The 21,216-nt window shown below is 49.8% G+C and carries 19 protein-coding genes; 4 read left to right on the top strand and 15 right to left on the bottom strand.

Annotated features, from left to right (window positions below):
• Positions 1 to 44: 44 nt before the first annotated feature.
• From BBP27_RS04510 to BBP27_RS04490, 5 genes are all read right to left on the bottom strand, one after another.
• The gene (locus tag BBP27_RS04510; protein WP_188211579.1) at positions 45 to 1,424 is read right to left on the bottom strand and encodes an MATE family efflux transporter; all 1,380 of its coding nucleotides are present in this window, start codon (positions 1,422 to 1,424) and stop codon (positions 45 to 47) included.
• A 103-nt stretch (positions 1,425 to 1,527) separates the two neighbouring features.
• Complete coding sequence (locus BBP27_RS04505) at positions 1,528 to 1,965, bottom strand: acyl-CoA thioesterase (protein WP_004519960.1); 438 nt, start codon at positions 1,963 to 1,965, stop codon at positions 1,528 to 1,530.
• A gap of 26 nt (positions 1,966 to 1,991) precedes the next feature.
• Positions 1,992 to 2,921 carry a lysophospholipid acyltransferase family protein gene (locus BBP27_RS04500; protein ID WP_188211578.1) on the bottom strand — a complete coding sequence of 310 codons (930 nt, stop codon included), beginning with the start codon at positions 2,919 to 2,921 and terminating at the stop codon, positions 1,992 to 1,994.
• A 4-nt stretch (positions 2,922 to 2,925) separates the two neighbouring features.
• Positions 2,926 to 3,651, bottom strand: a complete 726-nt coding sequence (locus tag BBP27_RS04495; RefSeq protein WP_188211577.1) for a glycosyltransferase family 2 protein — start codon at positions 3,649 to 3,651, stop codon at positions 2,926 to 2,928.
• A gap of 146 nt (positions 3,652 to 3,797) precedes the next feature.
• Positions 3,798 to 5,564 carry an ABC transporter ATP-binding protein/permease gene (locus tag BBP27_RS04490; RefSeq protein WP_070849815.1) on the bottom strand — a complete coding sequence of 589 codons (1,767 nt, stop codon included), beginning with the start codon at positions 5,562 to 5,564 and terminating at the stop codon, positions 3,798 to 3,800.
• A gap of 232 nt (positions 5,565 to 5,796) precedes the next feature.
• Here BBP27_RS04490 and BBP27_RS04485 point away from each other — a divergent pair, with 232 nt between their 5' ends.
• From BBP27_RS04485 to ygfZ, 3 genes are all read left to right on the top strand, one after another.
• Complete coding sequence (locus tag BBP27_RS04485; protein WP_188211576.1) at positions 5,797 to 8,019, top strand: TonB-dependent receptor; 2,223 nt, start codon at positions 5,797 to 5,799, stop codon at positions 8,017 to 8,019.
• A 199-nt stretch (positions 8,020 to 8,218) separates the two neighbouring features.
• Positions 8,219 to 8,782, top strand: a complete 564-nt coding sequence (locus BBP27_RS04480) for a peptidylprolyl isomerase (RefSeq protein WP_188211575.1) — start codon at positions 8,219 to 8,221, stop codon at positions 8,780 to 8,782.
• Between the two features lie 123 nt (positions 8,783 to 8,905).
• Entirely contained in the window at positions 8,906 to 9,763 is an 858-nt protein-coding gene (ygfZ, locus tag BBP27_RS04475) for a CAF17-like 4Fe-4S cluster assembly/insertion protein YgfZ (RefSeq protein ID WP_188211574.1), read from the top strand.
• A 343-nt stretch (positions 9,764 to 10,106) separates the two neighbouring features.
• On the opposite strand, the gene BBP27_RS04470 is transcribed toward ygfZ, so the two are convergent.
• The 3 genes from BBP27_RS04470 to alaS all read right to left on the bottom strand — a co-directional run bounded on the left by BBP27_RS04470 (position 10,107) and on the right by alaS (position 14,164).
• Positions 10,107 to 10,562 (bottom strand): hypothetical protein, encoded by a 456-nt coding sequence (locus tag BBP27_RS04470; protein ID WP_108700149.1) that lies wholly within the window; start codon positions 10,560 to 10,562, stop codon positions 10,107 to 10,109.
• A gap of 2 nt (positions 10,563 to 10,564) precedes the next feature.
• Positions 10,565 to 11,464 (bottom strand): DUF4747 family protein, encoded by a 900-nt coding sequence (locus BBP27_RS04465; protein WP_265511163.1) that lies wholly within the window; start codon positions 11,462 to 11,464, stop codon positions 10,565 to 10,567.
• Positions 11,465 to 11,539: 75 nt separating this feature from the next.
• On the bottom strand, positions 11,540 to 14,164 hold the full coding sequence (gene alaS / locus BBP27_RS04460) for an alanine--tRNA ligase (RefSeq protein WP_188211936.1): 2,625 nt from the start codon (positions 14,162 to 14,164) through the stop codon (positions 11,540 to 11,542).
• A 251-nt stretch (positions 14,165 to 14,415) separates the two neighbouring features.
• Between alaS and BBP27_RS04455 the strand changes: the two genes are divergently transcribed.
• On the top strand, positions 14,416 to 15,546 hold the full coding sequence (locus BBP27_RS04455; protein WP_070849824.1) for a polyamine ABC transporter substrate-binding protein: 1,131 nt from the start codon (positions 14,416 to 14,418) through the stop codon (positions 15,544 to 15,546).
• Between the two features lie 166 nt (positions 15,547 to 15,712).
• Here the strand turns inward: BBP27_RS04455 and ubiE are convergent, their stop codons facing one another.
• From ubiE to ilvD, 7 genes are all read right to left on the bottom strand, one after another.
• Positions 15,713 to 16,450, bottom strand: coding sequence for a bifunctional demethylmenaquinone methyltransferase/2-methoxy-6-polyprenyl-1,4-benzoquinol methylase UbiE (gene ubiE / locus BBP27_RS04450; protein ID WP_003746386.1), 738 nt, complete (start codon positions 16,448 to 16,450; stop codon positions 15,713 to 15,715).
• Positions 16,451 to 16,479: 29 nt separating this feature from the next.
• Positions 16,480 to 16,845, bottom strand: a complete 366-nt coding sequence (locus tag BBP27_RS04445; protein WP_223168946.1) for an MBL fold metallo-hydrolase — start codon at positions 16,843 to 16,845, stop codon at positions 16,480 to 16,482.
• A 20-nt stretch (positions 16,846 to 16,865) separates the two neighbouring features.
• Positions 16,866 to 17,297 carry a gamma-butyrobetaine hydroxylase family protein gene (locus tag BBP27_RS04440; RefSeq protein ID WP_003746392.1) on the bottom strand — a complete coding sequence of 144 codons (432 nt, stop codon included), beginning with the start codon at positions 17,295 to 17,297 and terminating at the stop codon, positions 16,866 to 16,868.
• Position 17,298: 1 nt separating this feature from the next.
• Positions 17,299 to 17,532 carry a hypothetical protein gene (locus BBP27_RS04435; RefSeq protein WP_003679719.1) on the bottom strand — a complete coding sequence of 78 codons (234 nt, stop codon included), beginning with the start codon at positions 17,530 to 17,532 and terminating at the stop codon, positions 17,299 to 17,301.
• Between the two features lie 76 nt (positions 17,533 to 17,608).
• On the bottom strand, positions 17,609 to 18,898 hold the full coding sequence (locus BBP27_RS04430; RefSeq protein ID WP_188211937.1) for a CAP domain-containing protein: 1,290 nt from the start codon (positions 18,896 to 18,898) through the stop codon (positions 17,609 to 17,611).
• 68 nt (positions 18,899 to 18,966) lie between these two features.
• The gene (locus tag BBP27_RS04425; RefSeq protein WP_265511162.1) at positions 18,967 to 19,098 is read right to left on the bottom strand and encodes a hypothetical protein; all 132 of its coding nucleotides are present in this window, start codon (positions 19,096 to 19,098) and stop codon (positions 18,967 to 18,969) included.
• 69 nt (positions 19,099 to 19,167) lie between these two features.
• Entirely contained in the window at positions 19,168 to 21,027 is a 1,860-nt protein-coding gene (ilvD, locus tag BBP27_RS04420) for a dihydroxy-acid dehydratase (protein WP_070615262.1), read from the bottom strand.
• Between the last annotated feature and the right edge of the window lie 189 nt (positions 21,028 to 21,216).

Raw genomic sequence — 21,216 nt, 5'->3', positions numbered from 1 at the left:
TAAGCCGTAAATGAAATATCAATGAAGGTCGTCTGAAAGAAATTTCAGACGGCCTTATGCGATTTGACCCTCTCTTTACTGCAAAGCTCCAAGCACCATACCAATGCAATGGCGGCAATCGTCAGCGAAACGGTCAGCGCGGTCCAGAAGCCGTAAATACCCATATCGACATGATAGGCAAGCAGGTAGCCGGGCAACAGGCCGCAACCCCAGAAAGCCACGGCATGGATGAACATCGGCATTTTGGTCACTTTATAGCCGCGCAGCGCATATGAAGCGATACATTGGGTGGCATCTGCCAGTTGGAATAGGGAGGCGAAAAATAAAACGGTCGCGGCAATGCCTAATACGGCCGCATCGTTGGTGTACATACCGGCCAACTGAAAGCGAAAGATGACCAAGAGCAGCGCGGTGCAGGCAGCAAGCATCCAGCCCAACACCAGCGACACGCCTGAAATATAACGCGCCCGCAAAAAATCGCGCCGCCCGAGCGAAAAGCCAACGCGTACCGTGCTTGCCGAGCCAACGCTTTGCGGAACCATATACAAAATACCCGACAGGCTGATGACGACTTGTTGTGCGGCGACATAATCCTCGCCGAATGGCGCCACCAAAAAGACGATAAACGAAAATGCGCTGGCTTCTAGAAAATAAGACAAGCCGATGGGGGCGCCGATTTTCCAAATCTGTTTGAAAGCCGTCAAATCGGGTTTGCCGATTTTTGCTGTCAAGCCAAACGGACGGAAGAATTTTTCTTTGGCGATATAAAGCCACAAAGCCAATGCGCTGAACCAAAATACCGCCGCCGTTGCCACGCCGCAACCTGCACCACCCAAAGCAGGCATACCGAATTTGCCGTAAACAAACACATAGTTCAGCGGCACATTCAACACAAATGCCGCGAAGCTGACCAACATAATCACGCGCGGACGGTTCAAGCTGGAGGCATAAGCGTGCAGGGCGCGGTGTATCATGGCGGCCGGCATTGCCAAGCTGGTGAAGAACATATATTGCGCCATCGTGTCTTCAACATAATCGCTCAATGTCAGCCAATGACGGAACGGCGTAATCATCGCCCACATCAACAGCATACCAAATACGCCCAAACACAAACCAAACCAAATGCCCTGCATTCCTGTTTTGCCGACTTCTTCGGTTTTACCTGCGCCGTACAACTGGGCAATCATCGGGTTCAACGCCGCCATCACGCCCATAAAGGTAATGTAAATCGTAGAAAACGCGCTGCTACCCAAAGCCACCGCGGCCAAATCTTCCTTGCCTGCGCCACCGGCCATCACCGTATCGACAAAACCAATGCCCACTTGCGCCACTTGCGCCAACAGCATAGGCAGGGCGAGGGCGGTAAGCAGGCGGGTTTCTTTTAAGAAAACAGGAAAGGCAAAGCGGTTGAGGTTCAGTAGCATAATGTGTGCGGTTTGAGGACAAAGGCCGTCTGAAAACGGAAATTTAAAATTATAAAGGGTAATGTTTGTACGCAGACAAAGATTGGTTTAATCGTTAAATTTTTCAGACGGCCTTAAATGTCGGATGTCTTTTGACGGCTTCCAACCAGCTGTCCGGCGTTTGAAATTGCATCAGGCCGTCTGAAAGCGAAACTGCGGCTTGGGTAGTCGAAGCGCGGGTCAGCTTTTCATTGGTTTCAGCATCGTAAATGGTGTAATCGATACGCAGGCAGCTTTCGATCTCGACGATGTCCATATCAACGCGGATTTTTTGGCCGAAACGGGCAGGGCGGATGTATTTGAGGTTCATCTGCACAATCGGCCAGCTGTACCCCTGCCGTCCCATTTCGTTGTAGTCATAACCGATGGAAGACAGAAAAGCGCAACGTGCGGTTTCAAGGTATTTGACATAGTTGCCGTGCCACACGATGTGCATGGCATCTACGTCAAAAAAAGGAACTTCGGTTTCAAAGCTGTGTTGGCAGTAGATGTGTTTTTTCATGGTTTAAAAGAGTAAGTGTGTTGGTTTCAGACGGCGTCTTCGCCCCAAAAATCATAAAAATTGAACCATTGTAGCGGATTTTGTGCACATTCTTGCGCCAAAATGTCGGCAAAACCCTGCATCGCGTCTTTGACGGCTGCCTCGCGGTTGCCGCGTTTCCAGCTGGAAGTATCGGTAAAGCGGCGCAGTTTCAAATGATGGCGGCCGTTTTGTTTGACGCAAAACAGCGTGTTTACTTGCGTTTTTAAAAGCGAAGCCAATAGCCATGCGCCTTGCGGCATAGGGGCGGTGTGGCCTAAGAAATTAATGTCGGCGGTTTTCTCGCCGCGTACAGGTACGCGGTCGGCCGCGATGGCAATCCATTCGCCGTCTTCGATACGGCGGTTCAATTCCATCATCAGGGTGGTGTCCAAATCTGTCACCTGAATCAGGCGGATATGATCTGCGCCGGCTTTTTGCAATGCCTCGTTAAATGCCTGCGCGTGTTTGCTGTGCACCAATACGTTGAGTCTGAAATCTTTATGGTGCGACACCAGCGCACGGCAAACTTCGGTATTGCCCAAGTGCGAACAGGCAAAAATCTGGCCGCGTTCGTTACGCTTGACTTGCGAATAGATGTCGTCCGGATCTTCAATCACCAAATCTTCATAACGGATTTTGCGTTGCCACACGGCAAAACGGTCGCAAACTGCTTCGCCAAATGCGACGAATTGTTTGAATACGCTGTGTTTCGGCAGGACGATATGGGGAAAGGCCGTCTGAAGACGGGTTTGATAGCGTAAGACATGACGGCGCGGTTTGGGCGCAGTTGCATAAAAATACAGCACCACAAACCAAATGCACGGCCTCATCAAAAAGGCCGGCAGATAGCGCACCATCAGCGTGGTCAGGGCGAGAAACAGGCGGCTGCCGCGTTCGGGTTGCGCCGCCCAATGGGTTTGTTTATTGTCGGTCATGGTTTCAGACGGCCTTTCCAAAAACTTTACCCAATCGGTGTTTCAACATGCCGAAAAACAGCCGTGTGTGCATTTTGCTGATGCGGACATTGTCGGCAAAGGCGTCGAAGTGGGACACGCCGTCGGCGGCGTATTGGACGGGCGTTTTAATCCAAACCGGTTTGACGTCGCGCCAGTACAGGCGGATAAGGATTTCCGTATCGAAGTCCATACGGTCGCCTACGGTTTCTTCGCGGACGACCGAAAGCGCAGGTGCAAGCGGATAGAGGCGGAAGCCGCACATGCCGTCTTTGATGTCGCATGACCAAGTGTGCAGCATATTCCAAAAGTCGGTAATTTTGCGTCCGTAAAGCCGTGCTTTGGGCGCGTCGTTGCCGTATTGCGGCCAACCGCAAACAACGGCTTCTGGATTTTGTTCCGCAGCGGCAAGGAGTTTGGGTGTGTCGTTTAAACAGTGTTGGCCGTCTGCATCAACCTGCAAGACGTGGGTATAACCATGCTCTTCGGCGTATTCCAAACCGGTTTTGACCGCTGCGCCTTTGCCGCCGTTGATGGGGCGGTAAAGGACATCGATGCCGTCTGAAACCAAAGCCTGCAATACAGGTTTGCATTCTTCGCGTGAACCGTCGTCCACAATTAAAACGTTTAAACCGAAGCCGCGCATGGTTTCGGCAACGTGGCTGATGGTGGTCGGGTGGTTGTAATGTGGAATGAGGGCCAGGGTTTTCATCAATATTCTTTAGGCGACGTTAACACAATGCAGAGTATAGCAAATAAACATGCCATGGCGTTTGAAAAGGCCGTCTGAAACGGCACTGACAAAATCGTTTGATTTCGTTTTTCACTGTTTCAGACGGCCTTTGGTATGCTCTTAATTCAGCATTGTACATAACCGACATCAAGGCATAAATCATGGAATTCGTTGAGCGTGCTGCGGTGTCCGATGCTGATGATGATGGTGTCGGGCAGTTTTTGTTTTAAAGCACGGTAGAGCATGGCTTCGGTCGGTTCGTCCAAGGCGGCGGTGGCTTCGTCGAGCAGGATGACTTTAGGCTGCGAGAGCAGGGCGCGGACGAAGGCGACGCGTTGCAGTTCACCCGGGGAGAGTTTGTGTTGCCAGTCATCGGTTTTATCTAATTTATCGACCAGATAACCTAATCGACAAGTATTCATGGCTTCGGCTAACTCGGGATGTTGTTTGTCGATGTCGGGATAACAAATCGCATCGCGCAGGCTGCCTTGCGCTGTGTATGGGCGTTGCGGCAGGAAGAGGATGTCTTGATGCGGCGGATGGCTGACTTTACCGCTGCTGCCAAAAGGCCAAAGCCCTGCCAGCGTGCGCAGCAACGAAGTTTTGCCGCAACCGCTCGGGCCGCGTATCAACAGGGAATCGCCGCTTTTAAGGTTGATGTTGATGCTGTCCAATAAAACTTCGCCGTTGTGGCGGTATAGGGCAACGTTTTCTAAGATCAGGCCGTCTGAAACTTCGGTAAGGTCGGGTTGCTGCGCGCTGTGTTTTTCTTCCGTGCTCAGCAAAAAGCCGTACAGACGCTCCAATCGGGCGCGGTAGGCGGTGAATTTATTGTAGAACATCCGGAAGAAAGACAGCGCGTTTTGCAGTCGTGCGAAGGCTTGGACGGTTTGCTGGATGTCGCCGATTTTGATTTGTCCGGCAAACAGGCGCGGAGCTTGCAAAATAATGGGGAAGAGTTTGATGCCGTTAGTGAACATATCGTTGAAGCCGCTCAGGCAAACGCTTTGTCGCGCAATGCGCCAACGGTTGCGGATAATGGCTTTAAAGCGGTCGGAAAGCTGGTCGTGTTCGTGTTTTTCGCCGCTGTAAAACGCCACGCTTTCGGCGTGGTCGCGTACGCGGATGAGGGAATAACGATAGTCGCCGTTGAGCTTTTCGTTTTCATAGTTGTAACGAATCAAAGGGTTGCCTATCCACATGGCGATAAAGGTCGCCAAAATCACAAACATATAGACAAACCAAACGATGCCGTGCGGAATGTCGACGCCGAACACGGTCAGGATGCCTGCCAAGCCCCACAAAACAACGGCAAATTCCAGCGAGGTAACGACCGAATTGACCATGCCGCGCACAAATTCTATGGTCGAGGCGATGAAATCCTGTGCGTCCTGTTGGATACGCTGGTCGATGTTGTCCGGCGCGTGGTGGCGCATTTGCAGGCGGTAGTAGTTTTTGTCGGCAAGCCAGCGTGAAGTCAAAACTTCATTGAGCCGCTCCGACCATTTAATCGCCAAGCCTTGATCGAGAAAGTCGTTGACGACGTTGTTAAACGCCCGTATCAACACCACGCCTGCATTCATCGCTGCAAACATCCAAAACGCGGAGGCGTTCAAATCCTGCATCGAGTCGTAAAGCCCTTTGGACATAAAGGTACTCAACACATTCAGCCGTACTTCGGTCAGCAGCAGCGTAATCATCGCCGTAATCAGCAGCAAGACTTTGACCGCGCTTTTCGGTGTTAGGCACAGCCGCAGGATATAGCTAAACTCGCGCCCGAAGCGTGTATTGCGTGCAAAAAACAGAATGACCGCCGAGGCTGAGGCGACCATCAATAAGGTCTGCAACAGCCAAGACGGCGTGGAATAAAGCTCGATTTGCCATTTTTGCATGGGGTGTTCTCTGAAAGGATGTAAAGGCCGTCTGAAAGGACGGCAAATTTATTTGGCTATGGTAACTGTAATAATAGTTTTCTGAACTGTTGTATTTTTGTATTTACAAACGGTTCTTATTTGTTTTTGTGGAAAGCAGAAATCTTATCAAATATAATCATAAAACTAAATTACTTTGTAATTTTTTACTCGATATAAGAATTATTAATATTTCAAACCAGAAGGTATTTTTATGAACAGCAAATTAGCCCTGATGCCGCTTTTGATTATGAGCGCATTCGCTTACGCCGCCGATGAAGCGACACCCGAAACCCCTGTGCAACAGCAGTTGCAGGAAGTCAATGTCCGCGCCGACGCCAAACGCGTCAAAGCCGCCCGTTCTTACTCCATCGCCAGCGACGGCGACTTGCGCGACCGCGTAAACTTGGGCGTATTGGGCAAAGCCAACGCCTTTACCGTGCCGATTACCGTCGTCAATTACGACGAACAAGCCCTCAACAACACCGAAGCGCGTACTTTGGTGGATGCTGTAGCGAAAAAAGACGCTTCCGTTTGGCAGTTCGGCGGCGAAAGCAACACATTGACCGGCCTGTATTTCCGCGGTTACCAACTTGATGCGCGCCAATTCAGCGTCAACGGTTTGGCAGGTATGTACGGCACACAAGGCACGGCCAGCGTGCAAGTCGGTTCTGCGCAACTGATTAAAGGCGCCTCCACCGCCGTAAACGGCATGGACCCTGAAGGCGCGGTATCCGGTTCCGTCAATATCGAAACCAAAAAAGCCGCCGATGAAGGCAACCGCAAAATCGGTTTGGGCTGGTTCAGCAACAACCGTGCCCAAGGTACGTTCGATTTAGGTCAACGCTTCGGAGAAAACAAAGAATTCGGCGTGCGCGCCAACGGCAAACTGCGCCATGGCGACACTCCGCGTCACGGTTACAGCGAAGACAACAAAGAATTTGCATTGAATGCTGATTATCGCGGCGAAAAAGTGCGTGTGGCGTTCGATTCCATCTACGCCAAACGCAAAACCAACGGCGGCCGCGCGCGTATGCAGGACATTCAAAACGCCAACGGCCACTTGTTTGACGCACCTGAAGGCAAAGTGAATTTGGCGCCGAGCTGGCAGGCTCAAAACACGCGCGGTCAGACCAATATGCTGACTTTTGAATGGGATGCGTTTGAAAATGCCCAAATTACAGGCGGCATCGGCTACAACAATGCGCGCTATTATGGCAATTTCGCCTCTCCTACCGTTACAAGCAGCGGTTTGACCTATAATTCCGGTCGCGCGCGTTTGACCGACCAGCGTTTTAAAACGCTCAGTATGAATCTGACTGCGCGTGGAGAATTTGAAACCGGTCCGGTAAGCCACAACTGGAGTACCGCATTTGACCGCATCGACCGCAAACGCACTACTTATCAAGGCGCACGTCAAACAAGAAGCAGCGTTATCGATCCGAGCATCGACATTCCTACTCAATTGGCAAAATTGGATTCCAACTTAGGCAGCGCATGGAATACAACCCCTTCATTGGATACCGTGATCAAAGTAAACAGTTTGGCGGTATCTGACACGCTTGGTTTTGCCGACAACAAATACCGCCTCACTTTAGGCGGGCGTTTCCAAGCCGTCGAGCAGAAAAACAAATTAAACGGCCGCAAAGCGGATGCGAACCGTTTCAGCCCGATGTTGATGGCGGCATGGGTTCCGCAGCCTGATTTGGTGGTTTACGGAAACTATATGGAAGATTTGGAGCCGTCCGACATCCGTACCGATGACGACGGTCATGTAACGATGGCAGATCCGCGCGTCAGCCGCCAATTTGAAGTCGGCGTACGCAAAAACTGGGGCGACTTTGTCACCACTTTAAACGCGTTCCAAATCAAACGCCCGGGCTACTGGCGCGGCAACACGACTTCAGGAACTGATTTCGCAGCGCGCAAAAATGCGGGCTTGGCTTATAGCGGTTCGGAGCAAGGCATAGAACGCAGCCGCGGTATCGAGTTCAATACCTATGCCAACTTGTTGAACAAAACCCTGCGTCCGACTTTCGGTCTGATGTATCTGCAATCAACCGTAAAAGATTATCCGAATTTCGCCGACAATTTGGTTAACGGCGTACAAGTCGCCAATCCGCGCGTGATTGCCAAAGCAGGCGTTGAATGGGACACCCCGTTTGCCAAAGGTCTGACCTTGAACGGAAACGTTTCGTATTTCGGTAAGTCTTACCAAGACACGCAAAAACAATACGCCTTCCCATCCTACACTTTGGTTGACGTAGGCGCGCGCTACAAAACCAAGCTCGGCAAAAATACTTTAACCGTCAGCAGCTCGGTAGAAAACCTGTTCAACAAAAACTACTGGCAGGTACAGCGCGGCCAATACGACCGCAGCTTCGCCGTCGTCGGTATGCCGCGCACTTATTGGCTGAAAGCGGAATTGGATTTCTAATCTGATTTCGGTTTGACCGTAATAACAGGCCGTCTGAAATGGAATGATAAAGAGCAAGAATTTGGCTTTTATCCCTTTTCAGACGGCCTGATTTGATTGCCTTATGTTTTTTGCTTGAAAAATCTTACATGTTTTTTATGGATTTCACGCGAAACAAGGTTAATATTCCATTTTCACAATACATCATTCGAGAAGACATATGAAAAAATCCATCAAACTGACCCTGTGCGCCCTCGCACTCTCACTTTCCGTGCAAGCGCAAGCGGTTACCCATGCCGTGATTGAAACCAATATGGGCAACATCCAACTGGAGCTGGATGAAGTCAAAGCGCCGAAAACTGTGGCAAACTTTGTCAATTACGCCAAAAAAGGTTTTTACGACAACACGATTTTCCACCGCGTTATCGACAATTTTATGATTCAAGGCGGCGGATTTACCGAGAATATGGTTCAAAAATCCACCGATAAAGCCATCAACAATGAAGCATACAACGGCTTGAAAAATAACGTCGGCACCATCGCCATGGCGCGTACCGGCGATCCGAATTCAGCAACCAGCCAGTTCTTTATCAATACGGCCGACAACGACTTTTTGAATTTCAAAAGCAAAACCCCTCAAGGCTACGGCTATGCCGTTTTCGGTAAAGTCACTTCCGGCATGGACGTGGTTCGTAAAATCAGCAAAGTGAAAACAGCGACACGTGGCTATCATCAAGATGTTCCAACCGAAGCCGTGATTATCCGCAAAGTCAGCATCAAATAATTTTGATTGTTTGAACCCAAACAACAGGCCGTCTGAAACATTCAGACGGTCTGAATTTATTTATTTGATAATAAGCGGCAATTTGGGCGATAATTCAGCATCTACAAGTTTAAGGAGTCGATTATGCAAACCCGCCTGCCTTTTTTCGGCGTTGTCCGTGTCAGCGGTGAAGACAGAGCTTCATTTCTTCATGGCCAATTATCCAACGATATTAATAATTTAGCTATCAGTCAGGCATGTTACGCCACATACAATACGCCTAAAGGCCGTGTGTTGGCGAATATGTTGGTCGTCAATCGCGGAGAAGATTTACTGTTGGTCATGGCGCAAGATTTGACCGAGGCCATCGTCAAACGCCTGAGAATGTTTGTCTTGCGTGCAAAAGTCGTCTTCGAGCTGATGCCTGATTTAGTAGTCAGCGGCGAGTTGGCAGACGATGCAGAACCTCATCCTGCTGCCGAACCGCAACTGTCTTTCCCGGCCCAAATTCAAGAAAACACCGTAGAAATTACCTTGCCGCACACAGGCCGTCTGAAAATTTCAGCAGCCGAAAACGCAGCCGAATATCAAGCAGGAGCCGAAAACGCGTGGAACTTGCACGAAATCCGCAGCGGCTATCCGTGGATTTGCGCCGCAACCAAAGAAGCGGCTGTTGCCCAAATGCTCAACCAACATATCATCGGCGCAATCCATTTCCGTAAAGGCTGCTACCCCGGCCAAGAAATCATCGCCCGCGCCCAATACCGGGGCCAAGTCAAACGCGGTCTGGCCGTATTAAGCGGCGATTCTTTAGAAGCCGCCGGTATTGCCATCAAAGTCGGCGAAGAAGAAGCAGGCGTCATCCTCAATACTGCACTCACAGAGCAAGGCAGCCTCAGCCTAGCCGTTATCAAGTTTTCTGCAGTAGAAGCAGCATTAACCGATGCAGACGGTAATGCTTTGAAACAGGAAGAACTGTTTTTTACAGTTGAGAAAGATTGATTGTCAGATGATTGAATAAAAAGCTTAAATATTAGCTTGAAATGAAAACAGAAAGGCCGTCTGAAATTCAGACGGCCTTTGATATTGAGTTTTGTTGGTACATGACCCAAGCTGCGTTTGCTGCTGACTGGATTACGGCATGGTTTGGAATCATTCGGTAGCAACAAAAACCGCGTGCGTGCGTACCGCACACACCCTACACCTTAATCTTAAGGTTTGCGTCGCCCGCAGGTAGGGTGTGTGGCGTAGCCACGCACGCGGTTGGTGGGAATGCAGGCTACGGCTTACTCAAAACCACACTTGCTGTGAGTTCGTTGATTTTGCAAAACAATCTTATGCACAATTATGAAGAGCTTTTAACAAAAATGTCTTTTATCTCCCCATGAGCGAGATAAAAGCTAATTGCAACAATTGATAAAACTAGCACGCCGCAACAAAAAGCTATTGTATGCAATGCCGTCTTTTGATAAGTTACTGCGGAAATAATACATATTATTAACGAAGATACCGCATAAATAAAGCCAACATAAAAACATATTTTTAATTTTTTATATTCTTCTAAGTGAACCAATATTTTTGCATACTCTGTATCACGAAGGAGAAATTTTCCCCCATCCTTAAAAATCCAGCAGAATATTGCAACTGGAATGGGCAAAATATATTTAAGCATATCTTCGTTTAATGCTATCGTTTTTAACAAATTCTCTAAGACTTCTCCAAAAAATATATATACAAATATACTGAATAAAATTGTAAGAAATTCAAAACTAATAAAAAATGTTCTAATAAATTCTTTCAAATTTAATGCTCCATTTTTCTTTCTTCACTAACTTTTATAAATTCTTCATTAGCTTTTCGTGCTAAGAAATCTGGGGATGGATCTTTTTCAAATAGAAAACTTTTTTGTACATCTCTAGTCCTTACTTCTATTATTTCTCCATTATTATCTTCCCCTGCAACTTTTCCTGTACCGTAACCATCTGCTGCCATAAGAATAGCAGCATCAGGCAATGCAACTTCTTGCTTGTAATTAGATATATTATTTTTCTCAATACTATTAACCAAGTCGTGAAGATTTGTTTTTAATCCTTCTCTTTTTTCGCTTTCCTCATTAATTCTAAGTGTGCTTGTATTCCTTTTTTCCAAGGTCTCTTTTAAAGATTTCCAAATTCTGCCAAACAGAGGATTAGGGGGAGATACGGTAGCTTCAATTTGAGTAATTTTTTTAATCATTATGATTTTATTACGGAAAGAAGCGTAGTCAGAAATTGCATCTACATCGCACTCTATCAATAAATCGTTATATTTTAAATTACGAGCATCCTCTATAATTTTCTTAAACCTACGGGGAAACGTTTCGGATTCTATACCGTTATATACATGCAAGAAACACAATCCAGAAAATCTAGGTAAATAAACAAATGGGGAAGATGCTTTGACAAGGTTTGCTGTCATCGACTGGTCTTGTGTGTGATTATATTCATCCACTACGTCCTGAGTATCATCAGCGTACTTAACCAATCTACCATAGATAAAAGGTAAAGATTCATCATCCCTTTTGTCTATCATATCCGTTATTGTCCAGTTATATTTTCCAACTTTGATAATTGCAGGATTACAAATTGCATCTATCAAATTTTCCTGAGAAAGATTGATTTTTACAACTCGGCTGAGGAAATAACGGCCTTTTCTAATACGCATTTATTTACCTTCAAACAATTTATAACAGAGGTCGTCTGAAATAATTCAGACGACCTTTCTTATTTAATCAAAGAATTAAGCTAACTTCTCTCTAACCCAGCCTTCTGCTGAATTCAGCATCGCGCCGACTTGGGAAACATCCGCCCCTCCCGCCTGTGCCAAATCCGGTCGGCCGCCGCCTTTGCCGCCGACTTGTTCGGCTGCAAATTTAACCAGATCGCCTGCTTTGACTTTGCCAGTCAACGGTTTGGATACGCCTGCACACAGGGAGACTTTGCCGTCGTTGACTGCGGCGAGCAATACGATGGCTTGTTCTGATTTGCCGGTCAAGTCGGTCACGATTTCGCGCAGGGCTGCGGCATCGGCTTCGATTTGTGCGGCAACGAGTTTGGCTGCGCCCAAATCTTTTGCGTTGTCCAAGAGTTTGGCGCCTGCGTGGACGGCGAGTTCGGCTTTGGCTTTTGCCAACTCTTTTTCCAATGCTTTGGCGTGTGCTGCGCCTGCTTGGATTTTTGCCAGTACGTCTTTTTCAGTTTGGGCTTTGGTTTCGGCAATAATGTCTTTAACCAAGCGTTCTTGTTCTTGCGCCCATTTGAGTGCGTTCAGGCCGGTGATGGCTTCGATACGGCGCACGCCTGCGGCAATACCGCCTTCGCCGATGATTTTGAAGAGGCCGATGTCGCCGGTGCGTGAAACGTGTGTACCGCCGCACAATTCGGTAGAGAAACCGCCCATTTGCAGTACGCGGACTTCGTCGCCGTATTTTTCGCCGAAGAGCATCATGGCGCCGGTTTTTTGTGCGTCTTCCATGCTCATAATGGCGGCGTTGACGGCAACATTGGCTAAAATGGCTTCGTTGACGCGGCGTTCTACTTCGGCGATTTCTTCGGCAGTTACCGCTTGAGGATGGGAAATGTCGAAACGGGTGGATTCGGCGGTAACCAAAGAGCCTTTTTGTTCAACGTGTTCGCCCAATACATCGCGCAGGGCTTTGTGCATTAAGTGGGTCGCGCTGTGGTTGCGCATATTGGCATTGCGGATTTCGTCATCCACTTTGGCGGTAACGCTGTCGCCGACTTTCAGACGGCCTGAAGTTTGTACGCCGAATTGACCGAATACGGCCGCTTTGATTTTTTGGGTATCGCGTACTTCAAAGCGGTTTTCGCCTGCGAAGATATAGCCGACATCGCCGACTTGACCGCCGGATTCTGCATAGAACGGGGTAAAGTCGATAACGACGGCACCTTCGTCGCCTTCGTTCAATTCGTTGACTTGCTCGCCGTTTTTGTAGAGGGCGAGGACTTTGGATTCGGTTTGGCGTTCGCTATAACCTTTAAACTCGGTGTCCTGACCTTCGTAAGGCAGTTGGGCGTTGGCTTTGAAGCTTTGTGCGGCGCGTGCGCGTGCGCGTTGGGCTTCCATCTCACGCTCGAAGCCTGCTTCGTCCAGTTCGATATTGCGTTCGCGGCAGATGTCGGCAGTCAAGTCGTATGGGAAACCGTAGGTATCGTAGAGTTTGAAGATGATTTCGCCGTCGAGTTTTTTACTGCCTTTAGCTAATGCGTTTTCCAACAAAGCCATACCGGTTTCCAGAGTTTGGGCAAAACGGCTTTCTTCGTTTTTCAACGCTTCTTCGATTTGAGCTTGTTTTTCTTTCAATTCAGGGTAGGCATCGCCCATCTCTTTGACCAAATCGGCCACCAGTTTGTGGAAGAATGGTTTGTTTTGACCCAGTTTGTAACCGTGGCGCACGGCACGGCGGATAATGCGGCGCAATACGTAGCCGCGGCCTTCGTTGGAAGGCAATACGCCGTCTGCAATCAGGAATGAGCAGGAGCGGATGTGGTCGGCAATTACTTTCAGGCTCGGCTCGTCCATGCTGAATGGCGCGCCGGTTTCGCGGGCAACGGCTTTGAGCAGGTCTTGGAACAAGTCGATTTCGTAGTTGCTGTGAACATGTTGCATGACGGCGGCCATGCGCTCCAAGCCCATGCCGGTATCGACGGAAGGCTTAGGCAGCGGATTCATATTGCCTTGTTCATCGCGGTTGAACTGCATGAATACGCAGTTCCAAATTTCAATCCAGCGGTCGCCGTCTTCTTCAGGGCTGCCCGGAATGCCGCCCCAGATTTCTTCGCCGTGGTCGTAGAAAATTTCGGAGCAAGGGCCGCAAGGGCCGGTGTCGCCCATTTGCCAGAAGTTGTCGGATGCGTATTTCGCGCCTTTGTTGTCGCCGATGCGGACGATGCGCTCGGCAGACATGCCGATTTCGTTCAGCCAGATGTTGTAGGCTTCATCGTCTTCTGCGTAAACGGTCGCCAACAGTTTTTCTTTAGGGATGTTCAACCATTCGGGGGAAGTCAGGAATTCCCAAGCGAAGTGGATGGCATCGCGTTTGAAGTAGTCGCCGAAGGAGAAGTTGCCCATCATTTCAAAGAAGGTATGGTGGCGGGCGGTGTAGCCGACGTTTTCCAAGTCGTTGTGTTTGCCGCCTGCGCGTACGCATTTTTGCGCGGTAGTGGCGCGGTTGTAGGGGCGTTTGTCAAAGCCGAGGAATACGTCTTTAAATTGGTTCATGCCTGCGTTGGTAAACAGCAGGGTCGGGTCGTCGTGTGGCACGAGCGAGGAAGAGCGGACGATGGTGTGGCCTTTAGATTCGAAAAATTTCAGGAATTTTTGGCGTAGTTCGGTGGTTTTCATAATGTCTCGATAAAATTTTGTACAAAGATTTCAGACGGCCCGGACGGCGCGTTGAGATTAAAAACGAATGGGCGTTATCTTACCGCAAAACCATATTTCAAGCTATCGGCAGAAAGGTTTTAAGTTGGCGGCAAGCTGTCTTTCAGACGGCCTCAAGCGGGTCGATATCTTTTAGCAATGAAGCCTATCCGCCCCGGCTTGCCTGCTTTATAATGCCTCTCTATTTTCAACCGGATACGCAAGGAATGATAATGACCAAACATCTGCCCCTCATCGTACTGACTGCGCTGGCGCTGGCCGGCTGCGGCGGCTCGGACAAAACTTCTGCCGACAAGGCGGCGCAAACTGATAATCAAAAGGTATTGAGCATTTACAACTGGTCGGAATATGTCGATCCCGAGACGGTTGCTGCGTTTGAGAAAAAACACGGTATCTCAGTAACTTATGATGTATATGACAGCGATGAAACGCTGGAGAGCAAGGTATTGACCGGCAAGTCGGGTTACGACATCGTGGGTCCTTCCAATGCGTTTGTCGGTAGGCAGATTAAGGCAGGTGCGTATCAGAAAATCGACAAATCCCTGATTCCCAACTATAAAAATCTCAATCCACAATTAATGAAGCTGATGGAAGGCGTTGATCCGAATCACGAATACGCCGTTCCATTTTATTGGGGGACTAATACTTTCGCCATCAATACCGAGCGCGTGAAAAAGGCTTTGGGTACGGACAAACTACCGGACAATCAATGGGATTTGGTGTTTAACCCCGAATACACGTCCAAACTTAAACAATGCGGCATCAGCTATTTGGACAGCGCGGCGGAGATTTATCCTATGGTGTTGAACTATATGGGTAAAAATCCAAACAGTAGCGAAACGGCAGATATTAAGGCGGCTACGGAAGTCTTGAAGAAAAACCGTCCGTACATCAAGCGTTTTACTTCGTCCGGTTTTATCGATGATTTAGCGCGCGGCGATACTTGCGTAACGATTGGCTTTGGCGGCGATTTGAACATTGCCAAACGTCGTGCCGAAGAAGCGGGCGGCAAGGAAAAAATCCGTGTGATGATGCCGAAAGAGGGCGTGGGGATCTGGGTGGATTCGTTTGTGATTCCGAAAGATGCCAAACATGTGGCCAATGCCCATGCATATATCAATGATTTCTTAGATCCTGAAGTTGCGGCGAAAAACGGCAATTTTGTTACTTATGCGCCGTCCAGCAAACCGGCTCAGGAGCTGATGGATGAAGAGTTTAGAAACGACAATACGATTTTCCCGACTGACGAGGATTTGAAAAACAGCTTTATCATGGTGCCTATTCAACCGGCGGCGTTGAAATTTATGGTCCGCCAATGGCAAAGCGTGAAAGCAGGAAAATAAGCTGATTTGAACATATTAAGGCCGTCTGAATGGTGTAACCGAAATCCTTGATTTCGTTTTACGGCTGTTCAGACGGCCTTTGGTTTGTGTCAGATTGGCTTGGGTAAGGTTTAAAAACAAAGGGCGTGTCTATCAATCACGCCCTTTGTGTTTGTTTCAGACGGCCTTAGAATTTCACGCCTTTATGCAGGGCGACGATGCCTGCGCTCATGTTGTGGTAATCCACGCTGTCGAAGCCTGCATCCAGCATCATTTGTTTCAAGGTTTCTTGGTCGGGGTGCATACGGATGGACTCGGCGAGGTATTGGTAGCTGTCGGCATCTTTGGCAATCAGTTTGCCCATAATCGGCAACAGTTTGAAAGAGTAGAGGTCGTACACGCCTTCCAAAGGTTTGTACACTTTGGAGAATTCCAACACCAGCAGGGTGCCGCCCGGTTTCAATACGCGGTACATTTCTTTCAGCGCGGCATCTTTGTGCGTCATGTTGCGCAGGCCGAATGCGACGGAAACCAGATTGAAATAGTTGTCGGGGAACGGCAATTTTTCAGCGTCTGCCAACGATACGGGCAGAATCATGCCTTCGTTGAGCAGGCGGTCGCGGCCGACCGTCAGCATGGAGGAGTTGATGTCTGTCAGCCAAACTTCGCCTTCTTTGCCCACGCGTTTTGCCCAGCCTCGGGACAAATCGCCAGTACCGCCGGCGATATCCAATACTTTGTCGCCTTTTTTCAGGCGGGCGGTATTGATGGTGAAATGTTTCCAAACACGGTGCAGACCGCCGGACATTACGTCATTCATAATGTCGTAGTTTTTTGCCACGGAGTGGAAGACTTCGGCAACTTTGCCTGCTTTTTCGTCTTCGTCAACGGTAGTGAAGCCGAAATGGGTTTTGTGGTCGCTCATAGTGTCTGCCTTCTTAAAATAATACGGATTCAGATATCGAATACGTCGAAATCGCCAACCACTTTCGACGCGGGAAATATAGTTTGTGCCTGCCGTTCCAGCATCAGGCGTTGTTCTTCTTCGGTATAACGTGCGCTGATGTGGGTCAGGTAAAGTTGTTGCACATTGGCCTGCAAAGCCAGCTTGGCGGCATCGGCTACGGTTGAATGGAACACTCGTTCCGCTGTCTCTTCATCGCCTGCCGTAAAGGTTGCTTCATGCGCCAAAACGTCTGCGTTTTGCGCGACGCACACTGCCTGCGGACGGGCTTGGGTATCGCCGAAGATGGCCACTTTTCGGCCTTTTTTGGGCGGAGAGAGGAACGCTTTGCCGTCAATAGTCCTTCCGTCATCCAAGCTTACGGTCTCGCCTTTTTTCAGACGGCCTTTCCGCCGCAACCGCCGCTACCGCAGGAATGCGTGTGCTTGGGTTTTAAATCTTCGGCACTTGGCGTTCTAGACGCACCGGCTTTTTCGAGGCGGTCGAGATAGTCTTGCCAAAGCGCATCTTGATTGTGCGCCAGTCGGTAGAGATAGTCCCAGTCGTAAAGGCCGCTGTCGTGGCCGTCTGAAAAAGTAATTTTCAATGCGTATTGACCAACGGGGTCTAAATCGGTAATGCTGACTTCGGCTTTGCCTGTTTGCAATACATCTTGACCGGCACCGTGTCCGCGCACTTCCGCGCTGGGCGAGTACACGCGCAGGTATTCGGCAGGAAGGCTCTTGGCACCGTCAACATAGACCAAAGTCAGTACGCGCCGTTCTTTTTGGAGGCGGATTTCTTGTGGAATTTTATCGGCTTGGGTCATGTCATGCTCCGTTCTTTTTACGCAAATAGGCAACGCGTACAGAAAAAATACCGCCAAGTACAGCAAACAGCACGATTGCGTAGAGTGAAAACCGTATCAGGCTCACTTGTGTGTCCGCCGTCAGCCCCAAGGGCAGCAACATCACGGCAACGAACAGTAAAAACGCGGCCAACATGGCGGCAATGCTGGCAAAGGCATAGCGGGTATTGGCTGCTGTTTGCGGATGTTTGGTCATATTGGATGGCTTGCCGTAGGGTGATGAGGCGGTATTTTATCAGTTTTTTGGTGCTTCATGCCGTCTGAAAACGGCTTTATTTCCATAAATAAAGCGTAATGGCGCGCCTGTCTTCGCCTTCGGGCATTAAGCGGATGCTGCTGCCTTTGCTTCCGTTGACACGGATAATGATACCGCCGGCCTGCCGCTCGATAATGTCGAGTTGGGTGTCGCGGTTCATGCGGTAGTTGTAGCGTTCGCATTGTTTCAAGCACCAAAAATCCTGCCAATGGATAAAATATTTTTGTCCGGATTCGATGGCCAGCGTTTCGCCGCCTTTGACGATGAAGTAAGGATAATCGGGTTTTTGCGTGCTGAATGTCCATTCGGTCGTTCTGTTTTTTCCGTTTTGACGGTATTCGAACACGGCACGGTAGTCGGTATCGTATTCCAAGGGCTGTAAAGGAAACAGCGCAAATTGGCGGTCGGTCAGGAGGCGGTTTGGGTCATTATCTTTATCTAAGATTTTGACGTCTCTGATTTCTTTTTTGTCCTGATACAGTTTGAACGAACGCATTTTGACCGGGGGCGATTGTTCTGAGAACGCGATGCTGACCGGATTGCCTGTCATTTCATAATGCGGCATAGGGTCGGGACGCTCGCCGTGGAAAACCGGCAAGGCGAAGTTGCCTTGCGGATAGGTGATGTAAGGCCGGAATTTGCGGTTGGAAATTTCGTCCGCATAAACAATGGCATGACCATGACAGGCATCTTGATAAAACGAACGGCTGAGGTCGGATAATGGGCGGTTTTTTTGGCAGAGGCTGTTGAATCTGCTGTCGCCCTGATTGATGCTCAACGCGATTTGTTTGCCTTGAGATTCAAATGCTGCACCGGCTTCGTCGATATTTTGATCGAGCAAGGAGAAACGGTGGTAAATCGCCGTCATCAGATTGTCCAGCTGATGTTGGGCAGGCAGGTGGTCGTTGATTTTTTCGTTTGGCTGGTGCTGGCCGGTACTGACGTTTTCGTGTACGCCTTTATAGGCATAACCGGCTTTGCGCGTGCGGTCTGATGGGCGTGGGCCTGTGTAAAAGGGATTGCGTGTATTGTGTTCGTCATGACCGTCGTCAGGGTTTTGCAGCAGATAGCGGGCATGATTGCGCGCGGCGCGTTCGAGTGTGGCCGAGTGCGCCAGTGCGGGCAGGTTGGCTGAGGCGCGGAGGAAGTTTAAATACGCCAAGGCGTCAAAATCGGCAACGGCAGTACGATTTTGCGGCGGTTGGGCGTAGATGAGCTGGTCTTCGGAATAGCGATGGGTTTCGTAGTATTGGAATATGCCGAGGGCGACGGCAAAACCGCCCAGCCAGTAAAGAATGTGTTTCATTATATATGCTGCGTTCAGACGGCCTTGAGCTGTGGCTCTTTCCTCTTGAGACTCATGCCGCTGAATGATTATTTTGATGGCGGTTTGACTTGGAATGCTTCAGGATGGGATTTGAAATATTCGACAGCGATAAACCCGCCGCCAATAATAATTAGCAGGGCAATGGCCATGCCGATCATCGCTAAAATGAATTTGTCCATATTGGTCCGTTTGAATGAAGGCCGTCTGAAACACTTGAAAGCGTTCAGACGGCCTTAAAGTCAGGTTAATTAACGTTCGATTTGCGATACGTCGCGTACTGCGCCTTTGTCGGCGGAAGTCGCCATCGCGCCGTAGGCACGCAGGGCTGCGGAGACGTAGCGGTCGCGGTTTTCCGGTTTCCATGCTTTGCTGCCGCGTGCTTCCATCTCGGCACGGCGTGCGGCAAGCTCTTCATCGGAAATGACAAGGTGGATGCTGCGGTTTGGAATGTCGATTTCGATGGTGTCGCCTTCGTGTACCAAACCGATGGCGCCGCCTTCTGCCGCTTCAGGCGAAGCATGGCCGATGGACAGGCCGGAAGTACCGCCGGAGAAGCGGCCGTCGGTCAGAAGGGCGCATTCTTTGCCCAAACCTTTGGATTTCAGGTAAGAAGTCGGGTAGAGCATTTCTTGCATGCCCGGGCCGCCTTTAGGGCCTTCGTAGCGGATGATGACGATGTCACCGGCGACGATTTGGTTGCCCAAAATGCCTTCGACTGCGTCTTCTTGGCTTTCAAATACACGGGCGCGGCCGGTAAATTTGAGGATGCTCTCGTCCACGCCTGCGGTTTTTACCACGCAACCGCGCTCGGCGATATTACCGAACAATACTGCCAAACCGCCGTCTTGCGAGTAGGCATGTTCGACATCGCGGATACAGCCTTTTTCTCGGTCGAGGTCGAGGGTTTTCCACATACGGTTTTGCGAGAACGCCTGAGTGGTGCGCACGCCGCCGGGAGCGGCTTTGAAACGCTCGATGGCGTGGGTGTTTTCAGGGTTGGTCACGTCCCATTTTTCAATCGCATCTTTCAGGGTCGGCGCGTGGATGGTATACACGTCGGTGTGCAGTTTACCTGCCTTGTCCAATTCTTTCAGGATGGCGAAAATGCCGCCTGCGCGATGCACGTCTTCCATGTAGTAGTCGTGATTGTTTGGCGCGGTTTTGCAGATGCAAGGTACAACGCGGCTCAGGCGGTCGATGTCGGCCATTTTGAAATCGACACCGGCTTCGTTGGCGACGGCGAGCAAATGCAGGATGGTGTTGGTGGAACCGCCCATGGCGATGTCCATGGTCATGGCGTTTTCAAACGCTTTTTTAGTGGCGATGCTGCGCGGCAGTACGGTTTCGTCGTCTTGCTCGTAGTAGCGTTTGGTGATTTCGACAATCATGCGGCCGGCTTCGAGGAACAATTCTTTGCGGCCTGCGTGGGTAGCCAGATAAGAACCGTTGCCCGGCAGGGAAAGGCCGAGCGCTTCGGTCAGGCAGTTCATGGAGTTGGCGGTAAACATGCCGGAGCAGGAGCCGCAGGTCGGGCAGGCGTTTTGCTCGACTTCTTCGACTTGTTTGTCGCTGATATTGTCGTCAGCCGATTCGATCATGGCGTCAATCAAGTCCAAACGACGCTCGGGCTGAATATTGGCCACACCGATAACTTTACCGGCTTCCATTGGGCCGCCGGAAACAAAGATGGTCGGAATGTTCAGGCGCATGGCGGCAATCAGCATTCCCGGGGTGATTTTGTCGCAGTTGGAAATGCACACCAGTGCGTCAGCGCAGTGGGCGTTGACCATGTATTCGATGGAGTCGGCAATCAGGTCGCGGCTGGGCAGGGAGTAGAGCATACCGCTGTGGCCCATGGCGATACCGTCGTCAATGGCGATGGTGTTGAATTCTTTGGCAATGCCGCCGGCTTTTTCGATTTCACGGGCAACCAGTTGGCCCATATTGTGCAGGTGCACATGGCCTGGGACGAATTGGGTGAAGGAGTTGGCAATGGCGATAATCGGTTTGCCGAAGTCGGTTTCCATGACGCCGGTCGCACGCCACAATGCGCGCGCGCCTGCCATATTGCGGCCGTGGGTAGAGGTTTTGGAGCGGTATTCAGGCATTTTTGTTCCTTTGTTTTATGCTGAGGCCGTCTGAAATAGGCTGGTAGTTTGGCGGCCCGTTGTAGAAATAACTCGGTATTTTATACCAATTACGAGCAATGAAGCACGCTATTTTGTAATAAAACTAAACTGTGTTTGCTTCACCTGAATTTGCTGCTCACTTCTTTAGACGGCCTGAAGTTTTCTTAA

Source organism: Neisseria sp. RH3002v2g (assembly GCF_014596425.2).
GTDB lineage: Bacteria > Pseudomonadota > Gammaproteobacteria > Burkholderiales > Neisseriaceae > Neisseria.
The sequence above is the reverse complement of the archived record's forward strand: the minus strand, read 5'-3'. Positions and strand labels throughout refer to the sequence as shown.

Coding starts and splice junctions, on each gene's coding strand:
- BBP27_RS04510 (WP_188211579.1), bottom strand. CDS start 1,424: ATGCTACTGAACCTCAACCGCTTTGCCTTTCCTGTTTTCTTAAAAGAA.
- BBP27_RS04505 (WP_004519960.1), bottom strand. CDS start 1,965: ATGAAAAAACACATCTACTGCCAACACAGCTTTGAAACCGAAGTTCCT.
- BBP27_RS04500 (WP_188211578.1), bottom strand. CDS start 2,921: ATGACCGACAATAAACAAACCCATTGGGCGGCGCAACCCGAACGCGGC.
- BBP27_RS04495 (WP_188211577.1), bottom strand. CDS start 3,651: ATGAAAACCCTGGCCCTCATTCCACATTACAACCACCCGACCACCATC.
- BBP27_RS04490 (WP_070849815.1), bottom strand. CDS start 5,564: ATGCAAAAATGGCAAATCGAGCTTTATTCCACGCCGTCTTGGCTGTTG.
- BBP27_RS04485 (WP_188211576.1), top strand. CDS start 5,797: ATGAACAGCAAATTAGCCCTGATGCCGCTTTTGATTATGAGCGCATTC.
- BBP27_RS04480 (WP_188211575.1), top strand. CDS start 8,219: ATGAAAAAATCCATCAAACTGACCCTGTGCGCCCTCGCACTCTCACTT.
- ygfZ (WP_188211574.1), top strand. CDS start 8,906: ATGCAAACCCGCCTGCCTTTTTTCGGCGTTGTCCGTGTCAGCGGTGAA.
- BBP27_RS04465 (WP_265511163.1), bottom strand. CDS start 11,464: ATGCGTATTAGAAAAGGCCGTTATTTCCTCAGCCGAGTTGTAAAAATC.
- alaS (WP_188211936.1), bottom strand. CDS start 14,164: ATGAAAACCACCGAACTACGCCAAAAATTCCTGAAATTTTTCGAATCT.
- BBP27_RS04455 (WP_070849824.1), top strand. CDS start 14,416: ATGACCAAACATCTGCCCCTCATCGTACTGACTGCGCTGGCGCTGGCC.
- ubiE (WP_003746386.1), bottom strand. CDS start 16,450: ATGAGCGACCACAAAACCCATTTCGGCTTCACTACCGTTGACGAAGAC.
- BBP27_RS04440 (WP_003746392.1), bottom strand. CDS start 17,297: ATGACCCAAGCCGATAAAATTCCACAAGAAATCCGCCTCCAAAAAGAA.
- BBP27_RS04435 (WP_003679719.1), bottom strand. CDS start 17,532: ATGACCAAACATCCGCAAACAGCAGCCAATACCCGCTATGCCTTTGCC.
- BBP27_RS04430 (WP_188211937.1), bottom strand. CDS start 18,898: ATGAAACACATTCTTTACTGGCTGGGCGGTTTTGCCGTCGCCCTCGGC.
- BBP27_RS04425 (WP_265511162.1), bottom strand. CDS start 19,098: ATGGACAAATTCATTTTAGCGATGATCGGCATGGCCATTGCCCTGCTA.
- ilvD (WP_070615262.1), bottom strand. CDS start 21,027: ATGCCTGAATACCGCTCCAAAACCTCTACCCACGGCCGCAATATGGCA.